Annotated in this window: 16 protein-coding genes; 9 read left to right on the forward strand and 7 right to left on the reverse strand. The window is 75.3% G+C overall.

Going from position 1 to position 18,050, the window contains the following annotated elements:
* Positions 1-31: 31 nt before the first annotated feature.
* Positions 32-523 (reverse strand): hypothetical protein, encoded by a 492-nt coding sequence (locus ACFQ8T_RS18105; RefSeq protein ID WP_430547875.1) that lies wholly within the window; start codon positions 521-523, stop codon positions 32-34.
* A 272-nt stretch (positions 524-795) separates the two neighbouring features.
* On the opposite strand from ACFQ8T_RS18105, the gene ACFQ8T_RS18110 reads away from it, so the two are divergent.
* From ACFQ8T_RS18110 to ispF, 3 genes are all read left to right on the forward strand, one after another.
* Positions 796-1,278: a CarD family transcriptional regulator gene (locus tag ACFQ8T_RS18110; protein WP_079570762.1), complete on the forward strand. Its 483-nt coding sequence runs from the start codon at positions 796-798 to the stop codon at positions 1,276-1,278.
* Between the two features lie 82 nt (positions 1,279-1,360).
* Positions 1,361-2,089, forward strand: a complete 729-nt coding sequence (gene ispD, locus ACFQ8T_RS18115; RefSeq protein ID WP_430547876.1) for a 2-C-methyl-D-erythritol 4-phosphate cytidylyltransferase — start codon at positions 1,361-1,363, stop codon at positions 2,087-2,089.
* A 5-nt stretch (positions 2,090-2,094) separates the two neighbouring features.
* A complete protein-coding gene (gene ispF, locus ACFQ8T_RS18120; RefSeq protein WP_430547954.1) occupies positions 2,095-2,586 on the forward strand; it encodes a 2-C-methyl-D-erythritol 2,4-cyclodiphosphate synthase in 492 nt (163 codons plus the stop codon).
* Positions 2,587-2,619: 33 nt separating this feature from the next.
* Here the strand turns inward: ispF and ACFQ8T_RS18125 are convergent, their stop codons facing one another.
* The gene (locus ACFQ8T_RS18125; RefSeq protein ID WP_430547877.1) at positions 2,620-3,267 is read right to left on the reverse strand and encodes a D-alanyl-D-alanine carboxypeptidase family protein; all 648 of its coding nucleotides are present in this window, start codon (positions 3,265-3,267) and stop codon (positions 2,620-2,622) included.
* A gap of 87 nt (positions 3,268-3,354) precedes the next feature.
* On the opposite strand from ACFQ8T_RS18125, the gene ACFQ8T_RS18130 reads away from it, so the two are divergent.
* Positions 3,355-4,080: a response regulator transcription factor gene (locus ACFQ8T_RS18130; RefSeq protein WP_430547878.1), complete on the forward strand. Its 726-nt coding sequence runs from the start codon at positions 3,355-3,357 to the stop codon at positions 4,078-4,080.
* Positions 4,073-5,203, forward strand: coding sequence for a sensor histidine kinase (locus ACFQ8T_RS18135; RefSeq protein ID WP_430547879.1), 1,131 nt, complete (start codon positions 4,073-4,075; stop codon positions 5,201-5,203). The genes ACFQ8T_RS18130 and ACFQ8T_RS18135 overlap by 8 nt, the downstream gene beginning before the upstream one ends.
* A 20-nt stretch (positions 5,204-5,223) precedes the next feature.
* On the opposite strand, the gene ACFQ8T_RS18140 is transcribed toward ACFQ8T_RS18135, so the two are convergent.
* On the reverse strand, positions 5,224-6,639 hold the full coding sequence (locus tag ACFQ8T_RS18140) for a D-arabinono-1,4-lactone oxidase (RefSeq protein WP_430547880.1): 1,416 nt from the start codon (positions 6,637-6,639) through the stop codon (positions 5,224-5,226).
* 157 nt (positions 6,640-6,796) lie between these two features.
* On the opposite strand from ACFQ8T_RS18140, the gene ACFQ8T_RS18145 reads away from it, so the two are divergent.
* From ACFQ8T_RS18145 to rlmB, 3 genes are read left to right on the forward strand one after another with little or no spacing between them, the layout of a single operon-like run.
* A complete protein-coding gene (locus tag ACFQ8T_RS18145; RefSeq protein WP_430547881.1) occupies positions 6,797-7,996 on the forward strand; it encodes an alanine racemase in 1,200 nt (399 codons plus the stop codon).
* A gap of 24 nt (positions 7,997-8,020) precedes the next feature.
* On the forward strand, positions 8,021-9,445 hold the full coding sequence (gene cysS, locus ACFQ8T_RS18150; protein ID WP_430547882.1) for a cysteine--tRNA ligase: 1,425 nt from the start codon (positions 8,021-8,023) through the stop codon (positions 9,443-9,445).
* Positions 9,446-9,473: 28 nt separating this feature from the next.
* Positions 9,474-10,454 carry a 23S rRNA (guanosine(2251)-2'-O)-methyltransferase RlmB gene (rlmB, locus tag ACFQ8T_RS18155; RefSeq protein WP_430547883.1) on the forward strand — a complete coding sequence of 327 codons (981 nt, stop codon included), beginning with the start codon at positions 9,474-9,476 and terminating at the stop codon, positions 10,452-10,454.
* Between the two features lie 37 nt (positions 10,455-10,491).
* Here the strand turns inward: rlmB and ACFQ8T_RS18160 are convergent, their stop codons facing one another.
* The 4 genes from ACFQ8T_RS18160 to ACFQ8T_RS18175 all read right to left on the reverse strand — a co-directional run bounded on the left by ACFQ8T_RS18160 (position 10,492) and on the right by ACFQ8T_RS18175 (position 15,682).
* Complete coding sequence (locus tag ACFQ8T_RS18160; protein ID WP_430547884.1) at positions 10,492-11,802, reverse strand: DUF4032 domain-containing protein; 1,311 nt, start codon at positions 11,800-11,802, stop codon at positions 10,492-10,494.
* 149 nt (positions 11,803-11,951) lie between these two features.
* Positions 11,952-13,076 carry an ABC transporter ATP-binding protein gene (locus ACFQ8T_RS18165; protein ID WP_430547885.1) on the reverse strand — a complete coding sequence of 375 codons (1,125 nt, stop codon included), beginning with the start codon at positions 13,074-13,076 and terminating at the stop codon, positions 11,952-11,954.
* A 225-nt stretch (positions 13,077-13,301) separates the two neighbouring features.
* Positions 13,302-14,204, reverse strand: coding sequence for a trehalose-phosphatase (gene otsB, locus ACFQ8T_RS18170; RefSeq protein WP_430547886.1), 903 nt, complete (start codon positions 14,202-14,204; stop codon positions 13,302-13,304).
* 11 nt (positions 14,205-14,215) lie between these two features.
* Positions 14,216-15,682 (reverse strand): trehalose-6-phosphate synthase, encoded by a 1,467-nt coding sequence (locus ACFQ8T_RS18175; protein WP_430547887.1) that lies wholly within the window; start codon positions 15,680-15,682, stop codon positions 14,216-14,218.
* Between the two features lie 266 nt (positions 15,683-15,948).
* Here ACFQ8T_RS18175 and ACFQ8T_RS18180 point away from each other — a divergent pair, with 266 nt between their 5' ends.
* Positions 15,949-17,964: a serine/threonine-protein kinase gene (locus ACFQ8T_RS18180; RefSeq protein WP_430547888.1), complete on the forward strand. Its 2,016-nt coding sequence runs from the start codon at positions 15,949-15,951 to the stop codon at positions 17,962-17,964.
* Positions 17,965-18,050: the final 86 nt, after the last annotated feature.

An 18,050-nucleotide genomic window follows, 5' to 3' on the forward strand; every position in this document is an offset into this window, starting at 1 on the left:
AGCTGCTGCGGCCCGCCCCTTCGTCGTGCGGTCAGACGCCCGAGGTGTTCGGCACCCAGGCCGCGTACTCGGGGAGCGTGCCGTCCATGACGGGCAGGAAGAAGTCCTCGTCCACGCCGGCGCCGGAGAGCGTCGCGTCGAGGTCGCCGCCCGGGTGGGTGGCGACGGCTCCGAGCTGGGCGTCCACGGCCTGGTCGGCCTCCTGGTCGGCGCTCAGGTAGACGGTCTGCCCGGCGGGCACGGTGAGCGAGATCGGCTCGGCGCCCTCGGCGGCGAGCACGAAGTCGACGTCCTCGGCGGAGGTGTTCGCGAGCGCGCCGAGCACGGCGCCGGGCTCGCCCTCGCCCTCGGAGACGACCATGAGGTTGATGCCGCGCACCTGGTCGGTGAGGTTGACCCGGATGCCGTCGGACGGGGCGTACGGCTTGGTGGTGATCGTGGGGGAGCAGGCGGCCAGCAGCAGGGCGCCCGCCATGACGCTGGCGGCGGCGACGAGGCGTGCGGGGCGGGCGGAGCGGGACACGAGCTCTCCTTCGAAGGCGTCGGCTCGCGGGCGCGGGTGGCCGCGCGGGCGCGGGGCATCAGGGTTCCCCCACGTCAGGCGGGGGAGGGCGGGCCTGCAGGGGACCCGTCGACATCCTAGCGACGCCCGGCGCGGGCTTTGCCCATGATTGCGCTTCCAGGCTTCTGACCTGCGTAAACGGGTTCGTCACAGGGGTGCCGGGTGGGCGCGGGCCAGGGGAGTGTCGGCCTCCCCGTGATAAACTTGTCGACTGGGAAAGGGGACATCTGCAGATGACGTTCACAGTAGGCGAGACGGTTGTCTACCCGCATCACGGCGCCGCGCTGATCGAGGAGATCAAGACGCGCAAGATCCGTGGCGAGGAGAAGATGTACCTCAAGCTCAAGGTTGCCCAGGGCGACCTGACGATCGAGGTCCCGGCGGAGAACGTCGACCTCGTGGGGGTGCGCGACGTGGTCGACCAGCAGGGGCTGGACCGCGTCTTCGAGGTGCTGCGCGCGCCCTACACGGAAGAGCCGACGAACTGGTCGCGCCGGTACAAGGCGAACCTCGAGAAGCTCGCGTCCGGCGACGTGATCAAGGTCGGCGAGGTCGTGCGCGACCTGTCGCGCCGCGACGCGGACCGTGGCCTCTCGGCCGGCGAGAAGCGCATGCTCGCCAAGGCTCGCCAGATCCTCGAGTCCGAGGTCGCGCTCGCGGAGGGCGTCGACGAGGAGAAGGCCGGCGCCATCATCGACGAGGTCCTCGCCTCCTGAGGCCTCCCGTCACCAGCGCTGCACGACGGCGACCCACGGCTCCGGCCGCGGGTCGCCGTCGTCGTTCCGGTACCGTGACGCCGTGACGACGCTCGCGATCCTCACCGCCGCGGGGTCCGGCACCCGCCTCGGCCGGGACCTGCCGAAGGCCCTGGTCGACCTGGCGGGCTTCCCCCTCGTGGTGCACGCCGCCCGCCGCCTCGCCGCCTCGGGCGTCGTCGACTCCCTCGTCGTCACCTGCCCCGCGGGCCTCGACTCCGCGGTGCGCGACGTCGTCGCGCAGGACCCGCACGTGGACGTGCCGGTCCGCGTGGTCGAGGGCGGCGGCACCCGGCAGGCGTCCGTCGCCGCAGGCCTCGCGCTCGCCGGCCCGGACGACGACGTGGTCCTCGTGCACGACGCCGCACGCCCGCTCGCCCCGCCGCGCCTGGTGCGCCGCGTCGTCGACGCGGTGCGTGCCGGCCACGGCGCGGTCGTCCCGGGGCTGCCCGTCACCGACACGGTGAAGCGCGTCGCACCGGCGTCGGCCGGGGGCGGGCCGGACGTCGAACGCGTCGTCGAGACCCCGGACCGCGCCGTGCTGCGCGCCGTCCAGACGCCGCAGGGCTTCGACCGCGCGCTGCTGCAGCGGGCGCACGCGCAGGGCGCGGGCCGCGCGACGGCGGAGGGGTCGGCGGCGACGGACGACGCGGGGCTGGTCGAGGCGCTCGGCGAGCCCGCCTACGTCGTCACCGGCGAGGAGGCGGCCATGAAGATCACCACCGAGCGCGACCTGCAGGTGGCCGCGCTGCTGCTGGAGGAGAAGTCGTGACCGCGTTGCCCGCAGGTCTGCCACGCACCGGGCTCGGCGTCGACGTGCACGCGTACGCCCCCGAGGGCTCCGACCGCGAGCTGTGGCTCGGCGGCCTGCGCTGGCCGGGGGAGCGGCCGCTCGCCGGGCACTCGGACGCCGACGTCGCGGCGCACGCCGCCGCGGACGCCCTGTTCTCCGCCGCCGGCATCGGCGACCTCGGCTCGCACTTCGGCACCAGCGAGCCCGAGTGGGCAGGTGCCGCGGGGGCGGTCCTGCTCGCCGAGGCGGCCCGCCGCGTGCGGGCGGCGGGCTTCGAGATCGGGAACGTCGCCGTGCAGGTGGTCGGCAACCGGCCGAAGGTCGGCCCGCGCCGCGCCGAGGCCGAGGCGGCGCTCACGGCCGCGGCCGGCGCGCCCGTCTCCCTGAGCGCCACCACGACCGACGGCCTGGGGCTCACCGGCCGCGGCGAGGGCGTCGCGGCGATCGCCACGGCGCTCGTGGTCGCCGTCGGCTGAACCGGTCGGCGCGGGACCACCGCACCGGACTGCTCACTGCTGCAGCCGCGGGTCCTGCGAGGGGTCGGCGTACGGCTCCGGGCAGCCCTGGTCGACCGCGTCGGGGCGCAGCTCGACGTGCCACGGCTCGTTCGCGTACACCCGGCACAGCCCGTACGCGGCGCCGTGGTCCGCCACCCACTGGCTGCCGCCCGTCTGCTGCAGGTCGACCGCGTCCCCGGTGACGTGCGACGACGTGTCGGCCGACGCCACCCAGCGGGCCGCCTCGGCCGCGGACCCGTACTGGGCGACCGCCTCGCGCAGCAGCCGGTCCTGGTACGCCGCCGAGCGCCAGGCGCTGTTGACGAAGAAGGTGACGCCGTCCTGCTCGGCGTCCGTCGCGGCCGCCTGCAGCGCCGCGAGCAGCGCGGGGTCGAGGTTCGCGAGGGCCGGGAGCGCGTCGTCGAACACGGTGGTGCCGTCGGGGACGTGGCCGGCGGCCTCGCCGTCGCGCGCGCCGCGGTCGGGTCGGTCCGCGGGGGCCTTCGCCGGGGCGACCGACGTCCTCGCGGGCGGGGGCGACGACGACTGGCATGCCGCGAGCCCGGTCAGCGCGGCGGCGGCCATGGCGAGCGTGAGCGCGGTGCGGGCCCGGCGGGCGGTCGGGCGCTCGGGTGCGGGGCCGTATCGGTGGTGGAGCATGCCCCCAGTCGAGCCGGGGCGGCGTTGCCCGGGCGTATGCGGTCCTCGATACGCGGACGATAGGCGCCGCTCCGTAGCATCGAGGGCATGCGTGTGCTGATCGTCGAGGACGAGCCGTACCTGGCCCAGGCCGTCCGCGACGGGCTGCGCCTGGAGGCCATCGCGGCGGACGTCGCCGGCGACGGCGACACCGCCCTCGAGCTGCTGAGCGTGAACTCCTACGACGTCGCCGTGCTCGACCGCGACATCCCCGGCCCGTCGGGCGACGAGATCGCCGCGGGCATCGTCGCCTCCGGGAGCGGCCTGCCGATCCTCATGCTCACGGCCGCGGACCGTCTCGACGACAAGGCCACCGGGTTCGAGCTCGGGGCCGACGACTACCTCACCAAGCCGTTCGCGATGCGGGAGCTCGTGCTGCGGCTGCGCGCCCTCGACCGGCGGCGCGCGCACAGCCGGCCGCCGGTGCGCGAGCTCGCGGGCCTCCGCGTGGACCCGTTCCGCCGCGAGGTCTACCGGGACGGGCGCTACGTCGCGCTCACCCGCAAGCAGTTCGCCGTGCTGGAGGTGCTGGTCGCGGCCGACGGCGGCGTCGTCAGCGCGGAGGAGCTGCTGGAGCGGGCGTGGGACGAGAACGCCGACCCCTTCACCAACGCCGTGCGCATCACGGTGTCGGCGCTGCGCAAGCGGCTCGGCGAGCCGTGGGTGATCGCCACCGTGCCCGGGGTGGGCTATCGCATCGCGGTCCCGCCCGAGGACGAGACCGGGCGCGAGGACGGGCGCGCGGCCCGGAGCGGCGAGGCCCGGCATGGCTAGGAGCCCCGGCCCGAGCGTCCGGCTGAAGCTCACGCTCAGCTACGCCGGGTTCCTCGTGGTGGCCGGCGCGCTGCTCCTCGCCGTCGTGTGGGCCTTCCTGCTGCGGTACGTCCCGGACACGATCATCGTCGACGTCGCGCCGTCCCGTCCCGGGCCCGGGCAGTTCGTCCCGAACCGCTCCGACCTGGAGCGCGCCTTCGCCCCGCGGGTGGCCTGGGCGATGGTCTTCCTCCTGGTGCTCGGCCTGATCGGCGGGTGGTTCCTCGCCGGACGGATGCTCGCCCCGCTGGACCGCATCACCGACGCCACCCGCCGGGCCGCCGAGGGGTCGCTGTCCCACCGGATCCGGCTCCCCGGCCGGCAGGACGAGTTCCGCGAGCTCGCCGACGCGTTCGACGCGATGCTGGCGCGGCTCGAGGCGCAGGTCGCCGAGCAGCAGCGGTTCGCCGCCAACGCCTCCCACGAGCTGCGCACCCCGCTGGCCGTGACGCGGACCCTGCTCGAGGTGGGTGCGCAGGACCCGGACCGGGACACGGACGAGCTCCTGCGGCGGCTCGAGGCCGTCAACGCGCGCGCGATCGACCTCACCGAGGCGCTGCTGCTGCTCAGCCGCGCCGACCGCGGGACGTTCGCGCGCGAGCGCGTCGACCTGTCCCTCCTCGCGGAGGAGGCGGCCGAGACGCTGCAACCCCTCGCGGACGGCCGGGGCGTCGACGTGCGGGTCGCGGGCGACGTCGCACCCGCGGTGGGGTCGCACGCGCTCCTGCTGCAGCTCGCCACGAACCTCGTGCACAACGCGATCGTGCACAACCTCGCGGAGCACGGCACGGTGCGGGTGGCGACGGCCGTCCGCGGCGACGACGTCGTGCTCACCGTCGAGAACACGGGCGCGCCGCTCGACCCGCGCCTCGTGCCGACGCTCGTCGAGCCGTTCCAGCGCGGCGGCGGGCGCACGCACGGGGAGCACGGGGGCGTCGGGCTCGGCCTCGCGATCGTGCGGAGCATCGCGGAGGCGCACCACGGCACCCTCGCGCTCGCCGCGCTGGGCGACGGCGGGCTGCGCGTCACGGTGCGACTGCCGGGGGAGCGGGCCGCCCCGGCCGCGTGGTGGCCCTCCGCGTAGCCCGTGCTCAGGCCGTGGCGTCAGTCCGCCGCGCCGAGGACGGCGTCGGTGTAGCCGTTGCGGAAGACGCCGCCGGGGTCGACGGCGGCGCGCACGCGGGCGACGTCGGCCAGCGGGTAGTGGTCGGCGAGGTGCTCCGCCGTGCGGGTGTGCATCTTGCCCCAGTGCGGCCGCCCGCCCGCGGCGGCGAAGATCTGCTCGGCCGCGCTGAAGTACCGCTGGTGGGGCATCGGCGCGTACTGGTGCACCGCGACGTACGCCGTCTCACGACCGTGCGCCGTCGAGAGCCAGACGTCGTCGGCGGCGGCGAAGCGCACCTCCACCGGGAAGGGGACGGGCTCGCCGGACGCGCGCAGCCAGGCGTCGAGCTCGTCGAGCACCTCCCGCAGCGCGGCGCGCGGCAGGGCGTACTCCATCTCGACGAACCGGACCCGGCGCCGGGTGACGAAGACGTCGGCCGACGGCGCCACGTACGTCTTCGCGCCCAGCGCCCGCGCGCTCACCGCGTTGAGGCGGGGGACGAGGCCGGGGGCGGCGAACGCGAGGCGGTTCACCACCTCGAAGGCGCCGTTGGACAGCACCTCCTCGTCCAGGAGGGCGCGGGCCCGGGAGCCGGCGGCGCGCACGGCGCCGAGGCCCCCGGCGCGGGCCGCCGCCCAGGCCTCGATCTCCTCGGCCGTCGCGCGGTTGTTCCGCTTCGTCAGGGCCCGGCGGGTGCCGGGGAACCAGTAGAACTCCGCGTGGTCGTTGCCGTCGACGTACTCGTCGAGCTGCTCGAGCACGCGGTCCAGCGGCCACGGCTCCTCCTGCGCGCGCAGCCAGAACGCGGGCACCACCTCGAGCGTGACCGCCGACAGCACGCCCGCGACGCCGAGGCCCAGCCGGGCCACCTCGAACAGCTCGCGCTCGGGAGACCCCGGGGCCGCGGCGTCCGACGCCGCCCGGACCGCGCCGTCGGCGCCGACCACGCGGACGCCGCGCACCTGCGTCGCGAGGCCGCCCAGCCGGGCGCCGGTGCCGTGCGTGCCGGTCGAGATCGCGCCCGCGACCGACTGGCGGTCGATGTCGCCGAGGTTGCGCATCGCCAGCCCGAGCGCCGCGAGCAGGCGGTTGAGGTGGTGCAGGCGGGTTCCCGCCCGGACGGTGACGAGCGACGTGCCGTCCGGCTGGGGCGCCACCGCCTCGATCCCGCTGAGGTGGTCGAGGCCGAGGTGCACGCCGTCGGTCACGGCCGCGGCGGTGAAGGAGTGGCCGGCGCCCATCGCGCGCACCCGCGTCCCGTCGGCGGCTGCCCGGGCGACGACGGCGCCCAGCTCGCCCTCGTCGCGCGGCGCCAGGCGGCGCGCAGGCTGCCACGAGTGCGTGCCGCCCCAGGTGCGCAGCGGGGCGTCGGGGGTGGCGGGGGCCGGTGTGCGGGCGACGGTGCTCGGAGTCACGCGGCACACTCTGCCACGGGCGGCGGCCCGCGCGGATCCCCCTCCGGGTGGATCGTCGGCGACCCGTCGGACCGCCCCGTCGGCCCCGTCAGATCACCCGTCGGATCACCCCGCCGGGCCGTCCGACGACGCCCGGCGGCCGGTGTAGCGTGCGGTCATGACCCAGACGGAGCGGCTGGCCCGCGCCACCGCGCACCTGTCGGCTCCCGTGGCCGTGGTCGACCTCGACGCCTTCGACGCCAACGCCGCGGACCTGCGCCGCCGCGCCCGGGGCGTCCCCGTGCGGGTGGCGAGCAAGTCCGTCCGGGTGCGCACGCTCGTCGGCCGGGCGCTCGACGCCGGGTTCCAGGGCGTCATGGCGTTCTCCCTGGCCGAGGCGCTGTGGCTCGTGCAGGAGGGCGTGCGCGACGTGCTCGTCGGCTACCCCACCGTGGACCGGGACGCGCTCGCGCGGCTCGCCGCCGACGCCCGCGCGCGGCGCGAGATCACCCTCATGGCGGACGACGCCGCCCAGCTCGCGCTCCTGGGCGCAGCCCTCTCGTCCGCCGCGGTGCCGGCCGGGACGGGCGGCCTGGCCGACGTCGCCGTCTGCCTGGACGTCGACGCGTCGCTGCGCCTCGACGCCGGCCCGCTGCACGTGCACCTGGGCACGCGGCGCTCGCCGCTGCGCACCCCGGACGACGTCGCCGCGCTCGCCCGCCGCGTCGAGGGGCTGCCCGGCGCCCGGCTGCGCGGGCTGATGTTCTACGAGGCGCAGGTGGCCGGGCTGCCCGACACCAACCCGGCCGTCCGGCTGGTCAAGAAGCTGTCGGTGGCCGAGCTGTACGGCCGCCGGACGGCCGTCGTCGAGGCCGTCGGCGCCGCCGTCGGGCACGGCGTGGAGCTGGTGAACTCCGGCGGCACCGGCTCGCTCGAGACGTCGTCGGCCGGGCCGGCTGTCACCGAGGTGACCGCAGGCTCCGGGCTGTTCGTCCCCGGCCTGTTCGACGGGTACCGCTCCTTCGACCCCCGGCCCTCCGCGTTCTTCGGGCTCGACGTCGCGCGGGTGCCCGCCCCGGGCTGGGCGACGGCGTTCGGCGGCGGGTACGTCGCCTCCGGGCCGGCGGGGCGCTCGCGGCTGCCGCGGGTCGCGACGCCCGGCTGGTCGCTCACCGGCACGGAGGGCGCGGGGGAGGTCATGACGCCGCTGCGCCGGCGGGGCGGAGCGCCGCCCCTCGCCGTCGGGGACCGCGTGTGGCTGCGGCACGCCAAGGCGGGCGAGCTCATGGAGCGGTTCGACGTCGTCCACCTGGTGCGGGGCGACGAGATCGTCGAGTCCGTCCCCACGTACCGCGGCGAGGGTCGCACCTTCGGCTGAGGGACCGGCCGGTACGCTGGACCGGTGAGCCTGCACCTGTACGACACCGCGACGCGCGACGTGCGCGCCTTCGTCCCCCTGAACCCGGGCGAGGTCGGTATCTACCTGTGTGGCGCCACCGTGCAGGCCCCGCCCCACATCGGCCACCTCCGCCCCGTCATCGCGTTCGACGTGCTGCGGCGCTGGCTGGAGCGCTCGGGCCTGCGGGTCACGCTGATCCGCAACGTCACCGACATCGAGGACAAGATCCTCGCCAAGGCGGCCGCGGCCGGCGTCGAGTGGTGGGCGCACGCCGCCACGCACGAGCGGATGTTCACGCGGGCCTACGACGCGCTCGGCGTCATCCCGCCCACCTACGAGCCGCGCGCCACCGGCCACGTTCCCGACATGGCGGAGCTCATGCAGCGGCTCGTCGACCGCGGGCACGCCTACGCGACCGGCCCCGGCGACGTCTGGTTCGACGTGCGCTCCTGGCCCGCGTACGGAGAGCTCACCCGGCAGCGGCTGGAGGACCTCAACCCCGAGCCCACGGGCGACGACGTCGCGGCGTCCGCCAAGCGGGACCCGCACGACTTCGCACTGTGGAAGGCGCCCAAGCCGGGCGAGCCGGAGACGGCGTCCTGGGAGACGGCGTTCGGGCGTGGCCGCCCGGGCTGGCACCTCGAGTGCTCGGCCATGGCGCGCCGCTACCTGGGCGACGCGTTCGACATCCACGGCGGCGGCCTCGACCTGCGGTTCCCGCACCACGAGAACGAGCAGGCGCAGTCGCGCGCGGCCGGGTACGGCTTCGCGCAGCGCTGGATGCACTGCGCGTGGGTCACCCAGCAGGGCGTCAAGATGAGCAAGTCGCTGGGCAACGGGCTGCTGGTGAGCGAGCTGCTCGCCCAGGCCCCGGCGCCCGTGATCCGCTACGCCCTCGCGGCGGTGCAGTACCGCTCGATGCTCGAGTGGTCGCCCGACACCCTGGACGAGGCCCGCACCACCTGGGAGCGGCTGTCCGGCTTCGTGGACCGCGCCACCGAGCGCGTCGGCGGGGTGCCCGCCGACGAGGTCGCGAAGGCCGAGCTGCCGGCCGGGTTCATCGAGGCGATGGACGACGACCTCAACGTGCCCGCCGCGCTCGCCGTCGTGCACGAGCACCTGCGCGCCGGCAACAGCGCGCTGGCGTCGCGCGACGACGCCGCGGCGCGCGAGGAGCTCGTCGCCCTGCGCGGCATGCTCGACGTCCTGGGCCTCGACCCGCACGACCCGCAGTGGGCCTCGGGCGCCGACGACTCCGCCGCGCGCGCGGCCCTGGAGTCGCTGGTCGCCGCCGAGCTCGACGCGCGGGTCGCCGCGCGCGCCGCGAAGGACTGGGCCACGAGCGACGCGATCCGCGACCGCCTCGCGGCCGCCGGCGTCGTCGTCCAGGACTCCGCGGACGGCGCCCGCTGGACGCTGACCGACTGACCCGCTCGACCACCTGAGAAGAGACACCATGGCAGGCAACACCCGACGTCCCGGCGCCGTCCGCAAGGCCGGCAGCAAGAAGGGCGCGCAGGTCGGCACCGGCGGGCACAGCCGCAAGGCGCTCGAGGGCAAGGGCCCGACGCCGAAGGCCGAGGACCGGACCTACCACCCGGCGCACAAGCGCAAGGTGGCGGCGGAGAAGAAGCAGGCCGCGCAGTCGCAGAAGGGCGCGAGCAAGGGGGTCGTGCGCGGCACGCGCCGCCCGACCGGCGGCGCCGAGGTGGTCGCGGGCCGCAACGCCGTGCTCGAGGCGCTGCGCACCGACGTGCCGGTCACCGCCGTGCACCTCGCCGCGCGCATCGACCACGACGACCGCACGCGGGAGATCCTCGAGCTGGCGTCGACCCGCTCGGTGCAGCTGCTCGAGGTGAGCCGCACCGAGCTGGACCACCTCACCGAGGGATCGGTGCACCAGGGCGTCGCCGCGCAGGTGCCGCCGTACGACTACGCGGACGTCGAGGACCTGCTGGACGCCGCCGCCGAGGCCGGCCAGCCGCCCCTGATCGTCGCGCTCGACGGCGTCACCGACCCCCGCAACCTGGGCGCCGTGCTCCGGTCCGCGGGGGCCTTCGGCGCGCACGGCGTCGTCGTGCCGTCGCGCCGCTCGGCCGGCGTCACCGCGTCGGCGTGGAAGGTGTCGGCCGGGGCCGCGGCGCGGGTGCCCGTGGCCAAGGTGACGAACCTGGCGCGGACGCTCGCCGACCTGAAGAAGTCCGGGGCGTTCGTCGTCGGGCTGGACGCGGGCGGGGACACCACCGTGCGCGACCTCGCGTTCGCCACCGACCCGCTCGTGCTCGTCGTGGGGTCCGAGGGGCATGGCCTCTCCCGCCTGGTGCGCGAGACCTGCGACGCCGTCGCGTCCATCCCCATCTCGTCCGACGTCGAGTCGCTGAACGCCGGCGTCGCCGCGGGCATCACGCTCTACGAGGTGGCCCAGGCCCGCCGCTGACCGCGCCCCCGCCGCCGTCCGGGGGGGCGGGGCCGCGTCAGGTCGACAGGTGGAAGTGGTCGTCCTCCGGGGCGGAGTCCGGGCCGGCGCCCATGTCGACGATGTCGACGTCGCCCTCGCGGTCGGGCTCGCCCGGCGGCAGGCCGAGGAGGGCCTTCTCGTCCGGGCGGTGGCGCAGCACGTGCTCCACGTAGGACGCCGTGGCCTCGGGCATCGGGACGTCGCGCCCCGCCTGCTCGGAGATGAACCAGCGGTGGTCGAGGATCTCGTGGAACAGCTGCGCCGGCTCGAGCTTGCGGCGCAGCTCCCGCGGGACGGCGCGGATCGTCGGCTGGAAGACGTTCTGCGACCAGTCGTGCGCCACCATCTGCGGGTCGTCCTCCTGACGGTCCGTGGCCGCCACGTAGGAGTCGAGGTCGTTGAGGAGCCGCCGGGCCTGGTTGTCCTGGACGTCCAGGCCGGTGAGGCGGAACAGGCGGCGTGAGTGGTGCCCGGCGTCGACCACCTGGGGCTGGATCCGCACCGTGGTGCCGTCGATGTCCGTGGTGATCGACAGCTCGCCGACGTCGAAGCCCAGGTCGTTGAGCCGGTCGATGCGCGCCGCGACCCGCCAGCGCTCGTCGGACCCGAACGACTCGACGCCCGTGAGCGCCTCCCACAGCTCCGTGTACCGGGAGACGAGGGCGTCGCCGATCGCGATGGCGTCGACCTCCTCGTCGAGCAGCTCGCCCGCCTCGAGGTCGAACAGCTCGCCGATGATGTTGGTGCGGGCGAGGTCGACGTCGTAGGAGCGCTGACCGGGGGTGAGCTCGCGGTGCAGGTCGCCGGTCTCGGCGTCGACGAGGTAGGCGGCGAACTGGTGCGCGTCGCGCCGGAACAGGGTGTTCGACAGCGACACGTCGCCCCAGTAGAAGCCGACCAGGTGGACCCGCACCAGCAGGACCGCGAGCGCGTCGATGAGGCGCGCCGCGGTGTCGGGGCGCAGCGCCTGGCTGAAGACGGCCCGGTAGGGGAGCGAGAACGCGAGGTGCTCCGTGACGAGCGCGGCCTCCAGCGGCTCGCCGTCGTCGTCCAGGCGGCCCGTCACGACGCCCACGGGGCGCACGGCCGGGATGTCGAGCTTGCGCAGCTGGCGCAGCAGGTCGTACTCGCGGAACGCGACCGCCTCGCTGATCTCCTTGATCGCGAGCACGCGCCCGCCGAGGCGGACGAACCGCACGACGTGCCGCGAGATGCCGCGGGGGAGGGCGGCGAGCACGTCCGCGGGCCACTCGGCCAGGGGGGCGCGCCACGGCAGGTCGAGCAGCGCGGAGTCCGGCGTCGCCGAGGTGATCTGCAGCTGTTCCACGTCGCTCCATACGTTGTGGGTGGGCCCGTGGCCCCCGTGCGAGCCGTGAGCGGGCCACGAGCCCACCCACAACGCTCCGGCTCGTCAGGGTACGCGACGAGGGGCGGGCCCGGCAGCAGCCGGACCCGCCCCTCGGGCGGTGCGCTGACTCAGTTGAGGCGGTTGCCCGTCGCGGCCGAGAAGAGGTGCGACTGGCCCGGCTTGATCGTCACGTGGATCGTGTCGCCCTTCATGGGGACGTTGCGCGGGTCGATGCGCACGATCACCTGGTTGTCGCCGGCGCCCGAGCGGACCTCGGCCTCCTCGGCGGCGGGGCCGACGAGCGTACCGTAGACGAAGGCGTCCGAGCCGAGCTCCTCGACGAGGTTGACGGCCACGGGCATCGCGTTGTCGGTGCCGTCCGAGACCACCTCGAGCGCCTCGGGGCGGAAGCCGATGGTGATCTTGCCGCCGTCGGCGTCGGTGAGCTGCTCCACGGTCGACCGCTCCAGCGGCACCCGTGCGGCGCCCACGTGCGCGATGCCGTTGTCGACCTTGAAGGTGGCGATGTTCATCGCCGGCGAGCCGATGAAGCCCGCGACGAAGACGTTGGCCGGGGTGTCGTACATCTCGCGCGGCGTGCCGACCTGCTGGAGGAGGCCGCCCTTGAGCACCGCGATGCGGTCGCCCATGGTGAGCGCCTCGGTCTGGTCGTGCGTCACGTAGACGGTCGTGACGCCGAGGCGGCGCTGCAGCGACGCGATCTGCGTACGGGTCTGGACGCGGAGCTTGGCGTCGAGGTTCGACAGCGGCTCGTCCATGAGGAACACCTGCGGCTGGCGCACGATCGCGCGGCCCATGGCGACACGCTGGCGCTGACCACCGGAGAGCGCCTTGGGCTTGCGGTCGAGGTACTCGGTGAGGTCGAGGATCTTGGCGGCCTCCTCGACACGCTGGCGGATCTCGGCCTTGGGGGTGCCGGCGATCTTCAGCGCGAAGCCCATGTTGTCCGCCACCGACATGTGCGGGTACAGCGCGTAGTTCTGGAACACCATCGCGATGTCGCGGTCCTTCGGCTGGACGTCCGTGACGTCGCGGTCGCCGATGAGGATGCTGCCGCCGTTCACGTCCTCCAGGCCGGCGAGCATGCGCAGCGAGGTGGACTTGCCGCAGCCCGAGGGGCCGACCAGGACGAGGAACTCGCCGTCCTCGACGTGCAGGTTGAGCTGGTCGACGGCGGGGCGCTCAGTGCCCGGGTAGATGCGCGTCGCGTGGTCGAAGGTGACCGTAGCCATGGTTGCAATCCCTCCACCGGCAGGTACGTGCCGGACGATCCGTTGTGGGTGGGTGCCGTTGCTTTCACGCTGGCGTGTCGGCGGTGACACATTCTGTTGTCGTGCGCCCCGTGCCTCGGCCGGACGGCCTCGGATCGGTGCGCCGGGATGATCGTACATGCCCCGGGCGTGAGTTCTGACACAGCCCAGGTCAGCGCCTCGCGGGCGCTCGGAAAGGGCTGTCCGTCACCCCTCGAGCGCGTCCGCGAGGCGCTCGAGGAGGGCGGCGAGGGCGTCCGCGTCGGCGACGCGCTCGGTCGCGAGCGTCGGCCCGGCGCCCACCTTGACCCCGAGGTCGTCCGGCCCGAGCACCTCGAACGCCGCCTCGTCGGTGGTGTCGTCGCCGGCGTACAGCACGAGCCCGCGGAGCCGGTCGTCGCCCTCCTCCAGCTCCTCGCGCAGCCGCTCGACGGCGACTCCCTTGGAGGTGGGGACGACGGCGATCTCGACCACGTCCTTGCCGTGCATCGCGTGCAGGCCGAGCCGGGCGGCCACCGCGTCGGCGTCGGCCGCGGCCGCGCGGGCGTCGTCCGGCCCGCTGAGCCGGGTGTGCAGGACGGCGGCGCTCGGTTTGTCCTGCACCCACGCGCCGCGCCGCCCGTCCACGGCGTCCTGCAACCCCTCGCGCAGCCGCTCCAGGGTGTCGGCCTGCGCCTCGGTGAGGCGCAGCGGCACGGCGTCGACGCCGTGGGCGGCGACGCGTCCGGTCTCCGCGCCGTGGCTCCCGACCAGGTACGTGCCCGCCGGTGCCGCCGACCGGTCGGCGAGGTCCGTGAGGTTGCGGCCCGAGACGAGGGCGAGGCGCAGCTCGTCGCCCCCGGGCGGCGCCTGCCGCGCCGCGAGCGCGGCGAGCCGGTCCACGGCCGCGCGCGCGGCGGGCGTCATCGTCGAGGCCGAGGGGTCGTCGACGAGGGGCGCGAGCGTCCCGTCGAAGTCGAGCGCGACGAGCCGCGCGACCCGCGGCGTCGCCCGGTCGGGCCGGCCGGCGAACGCGAGCACCGCGGCCACGGCCGCCTCGTCCCCGCCCGGCACGGGCCCGCTCACCCGCCGCCCGGTCTCCTGCTGCCCGGTCTCCTGCTGCCCGGACACCCGGGGCCCGTTCACCCGCGGCTCGACCGGGCCGGCATGGCCGTGAGCACGCCGAGGAACGTCTCGGACCACTTCGCGACGTCGTCGGCCATCACCTTGCGGCGCAGCCGGCGCATCCGCCGCCGCTGCTCGCGCGCGGGCATGTGCGCCGCCGCGACGATGGTGTCCTTCATCCCGTCGATGTCGTGCGGGTTGACCAGCAGCGGGCCGGGGGCCAGCTCGTCGGCGGCGCCCGTGAACTCGCTCAGCACCAGCACCCCCTGCTCGTCCGAGCGCGCCGCGATGTACTCCTTCGCCACGAGGTTCATGCCGTCGCGCAACGACGTGACGAGCATGACGTCGGCTGCGAGGTACAGGGCGGCCATCTCGTCGGGCGGGTAGGAGTGGTGGAGGTAGTGGATCGCGGAGTGCCCGAGCTCGCCGAACTCGCCGTTGATGCGGCCCACGAGCCCCTCGACGTGCTCGCGCAGGTCCTGGTAGGCCCCGACGTTCTCGCGGCTCGGGCTCGCGACCTGTACCAGCGTGCAGTGCTCGACGTCGAGCCGGCCGTCCTGCAGCAGCTCGCCGTACGCCTTGATGCGGTGCCGGATGCCCTTGGTGTAGTCCAGGCGGTCGACGCCCAGCATCATCACCTTCGGGTCGCCCAGGTCGGCGCGGATCTCCTTCGCGCGAGCCTGCACCTCGGGCTCGCGGGCGAGCGCGTCGAAGTGGTGGGAGTCGATCGAGATGGGGAACGCGGCGGCGCGCACGTGCCGGGCGGGGCGTCCGTCCTCCTCCGCGACCGTGATGATCGGCCCGCGCGTGGTGTGCTTCGTGAGCCGCCGCACCGAGCGCACGAAGTTCGAGGCGTCGCCGCCGCGCTGGAAGCCGATGAGGTCCGCGCCCAGCAGGCCCTCGACGATCTGCGTGCGCCACGGCAGCTGCTGGAACAGCTCCACCGCGGGGAACGGGATGTGGTCGAAGAACCCGATGCGCAGGTCGGGGCGCAGCTCGCGGAGCATCTTCGGCACCAGCTGGAGCTGGTAGTCGTGCACCCAGACGACCGCGTTCTCCGCCGCCTGCGCGGCCGCGGCCTCGGCGAACCGGCGGTTGACGCGGCGGTAGGCGTCCCACCACTGCCGGTGGTAGGTCGGGGGCGAGATGACGTCGTGGTACAGCGGCCAGAGGGTGTCGTTGGAGAACCCCTCGTAGTACCGCTCGATCTCCGCCCTGCTGAGCGTGACGGGCACCAGCAGCATGTCGTCGGCCTCGAACGGCTCGTGCTCGAGGTCGGGGGCACCGGACCAGCCGACCCACGCGCCGTCCGCCTCCCGCATGACCGGCTCGAGGGCCGTGACCAGCCCACCGGGCGAGCGGTGCCAGTCCACCTCGCCGTCGGCGTCGACCGTGAAGTCGACCGGGAGCCGGTTGGCGACGACGACGAGGTCGTACCCGTCGCCCTTCCGACGATGGCTGCTTGACGAACCGTTGCCTGTCAAGGGACCTCTCTCCACGCGTTCTGCCAGGAATCCATCAAAGACTCCGGAGGGCTTCGAAAAGGACGACGTCCTCCCCGGACAGGGTACCGACGCGGCCGCGGGCTCGCCCCGGCGCGGCGCGACGTCACCCGAACCGCCCCGGCGGCAGCGGGGCGCACGGGCGCTCCCCGACCTGCCCGCGACCTGCGCACGACCCGGCGGTGACCTGTCGCGGACCCGCGCGGCACGGCGCGCCCCGGGAGGTCCGGCCCGATACGGTGTGCCCCATGGGTGAGGTCGACGCGATGCAGGTCCCGGGGCGCAACCCCGTGCCCGGCCCGCCGTCGGCCACGCGCGACGGCGGCGAAGACGGCAGCGGGCAGCACGGGAGCAACCAGGACGGCGCGGCGCGCGGCGGCACGTCCTCGGACCACCCGCCGCGCGTCTCCCGGACCCGGGACGGCGGCCTCGCCGAGGGTGCGGAGGTCGGCGGGTACACGGTCGTACGTCCGCTCGGGAGCGGCGCGATGGGCGCCGTCTACGAGGCGGTCGACGGCGGCGGCGGCCGCGTGGCGCTCAAGGTGCTGCACGCGCACGTCGACGCCGACCCCGCCGGGCGCGAGCGGCTCCGGCGCGAGGCCGCGGCGCTGCAGCGGCTCCGGCACCCCGCCGTCGCGCAGGTGCTCGACGCCGAGCTGGAGGGCGCGTACGCGTTCGTCGTGACGGAGCTGGTGGACGGCGTCACCCTCGAGGAGGAGGTGGACGAGCGCGGCCCGCTCGACGCCGCCGACGTCTTCTCCCTCGCCGACCAGCTCGCCGCCGCCCTGGAGGCCGTGCACGACGCGGGCGTGGTGCACCGCGACCTCAAGCCCTCGAACGTGATGATCACCGCGCAGGGCCCGGTGCTCATCGACTTCGGCATCGCGCAGGGGCCCGGCGACACCCGGACCACGTCCGCGGGGTTCGTCATGGGCACCCCCGGCTACATCGCGCCCGAGCTGCTCGACGGCGGCGCGCCCGTCGCGGAGACCGACTGGTGGAGCTGGGCCGCCCTGCTGTCGTTCGCCGCCACCGGCCGCTCGCCGTTCGGCGTCCGTCCCACCGAGCTGGTGCTTCGCCGCTCCCGGGAGGGGAGGCCGGACCTGCACGGCGTGCCGCCCCGCACGGCGCGGGCGCTCGCGGGGGCGCTCCAGGCCGACCCGGCGCTCCGCTGGGGGCCCACCGAGGTGGCGCGGGCCCTGCGCCGGGACCTCGACGACGCCCTGGGCGGCGCGCCCGACCCCTGGGCCTCGCCGGACGCCACGCAGCGCATCGCGCAGTCCACCGAGTCGCAGGCGGCCGCGACCCAGCGGGTGGGGCTGCCGACGCAGGTCGTCGCGGCCGCCGCGGCCCCGGCGTCGTACCCCCCGACCGGTGCAGTCCCCCTCGCCCCTGGCAGCGCGCCGGGCGCGCCGCCGCCCCCGCCGCCCGTCGCGCCGGACCGCCCGACCACGTCCGCCCCCGCCACGCCGGCCGACGCCGACGACCCGACGCAGACGATGACCGCCCTGGAGCGCGACCGGCTGCAGGCGCAGGACGGCGCCACGCGTGCCATCCCGGTCGGCGACGTCCGCTACAAGGGCTACGACCAGCTGGTCGAGGAGCTGCCGCCCGAGCCCCCCGGCCCGTACGAGCGTCCGGTGCACCGACGGCGCACCGGGACGGCCGTCGCCGTCGCGCTTCCGCTCGTCGCCCTCGCGGCCACCCGCCCGCTCATCGGGTTCGGCGCGCTCATCGCGCTCGTCCTCGTGTGCCGCGCCGTCGCGACGTCGGGCGACCGGCTGCACACGCGGCGCGAGCACAGGGGCGTCCGCCGCTCCGACGGGTTCGTCGGCACGCTGCTGTTCCCCTGGCACGCGCTCCTCGGCGTGCTCGGGTCGATCCCCGCGGTGCTGGTCGGCGCGTGCGCCGGGCTGCTGACGCTGCTGGCCGGCTGGTGGCTGTTCGGCGCGGGCCACCTCATCGTGCTGCCCCGCGACGACCTGGAGGCGCGCTCCCAGGGCGGGATGAACGAGGGCATCGTGTTCAACGGCGTCCTGGCGGGGGTGATGGTCGTCGCGCTCCTGGCCACGTGGTTCGGGCCGGCGGGCGGCACCGCGCGCGAGGGCGGCCGCATCATCCTCGGGAAGATCGCCCCGGGCCGCGTCGGCGCCGCCGTCCTCGTGGCCGTCTGCCTGGTGCTCACGGTGATCCTCGTCGCACCCGTGCTCTCCGACCCGACGATCGAGTGGTGGCCCATCAGCGGGCCCCCCGATCTCCTCTGACTCCTCGCGCTCGTCGTCGGTCGGCCCGGCAGGACATTCCCGGCGAACGTCCAGGTGCCGCGGGTAGGCTTCGCCCCGTCCGGCGC

Source organism: Isoptericola sp. NPDC056618 (assembly GCF_042792715.1).
Lineage (GTDB): Bacteria > Actinomycetota > Actinomycetes > Actinomycetales > Cellulomonadaceae > Isoptericola > Isoptericola nanjingensis.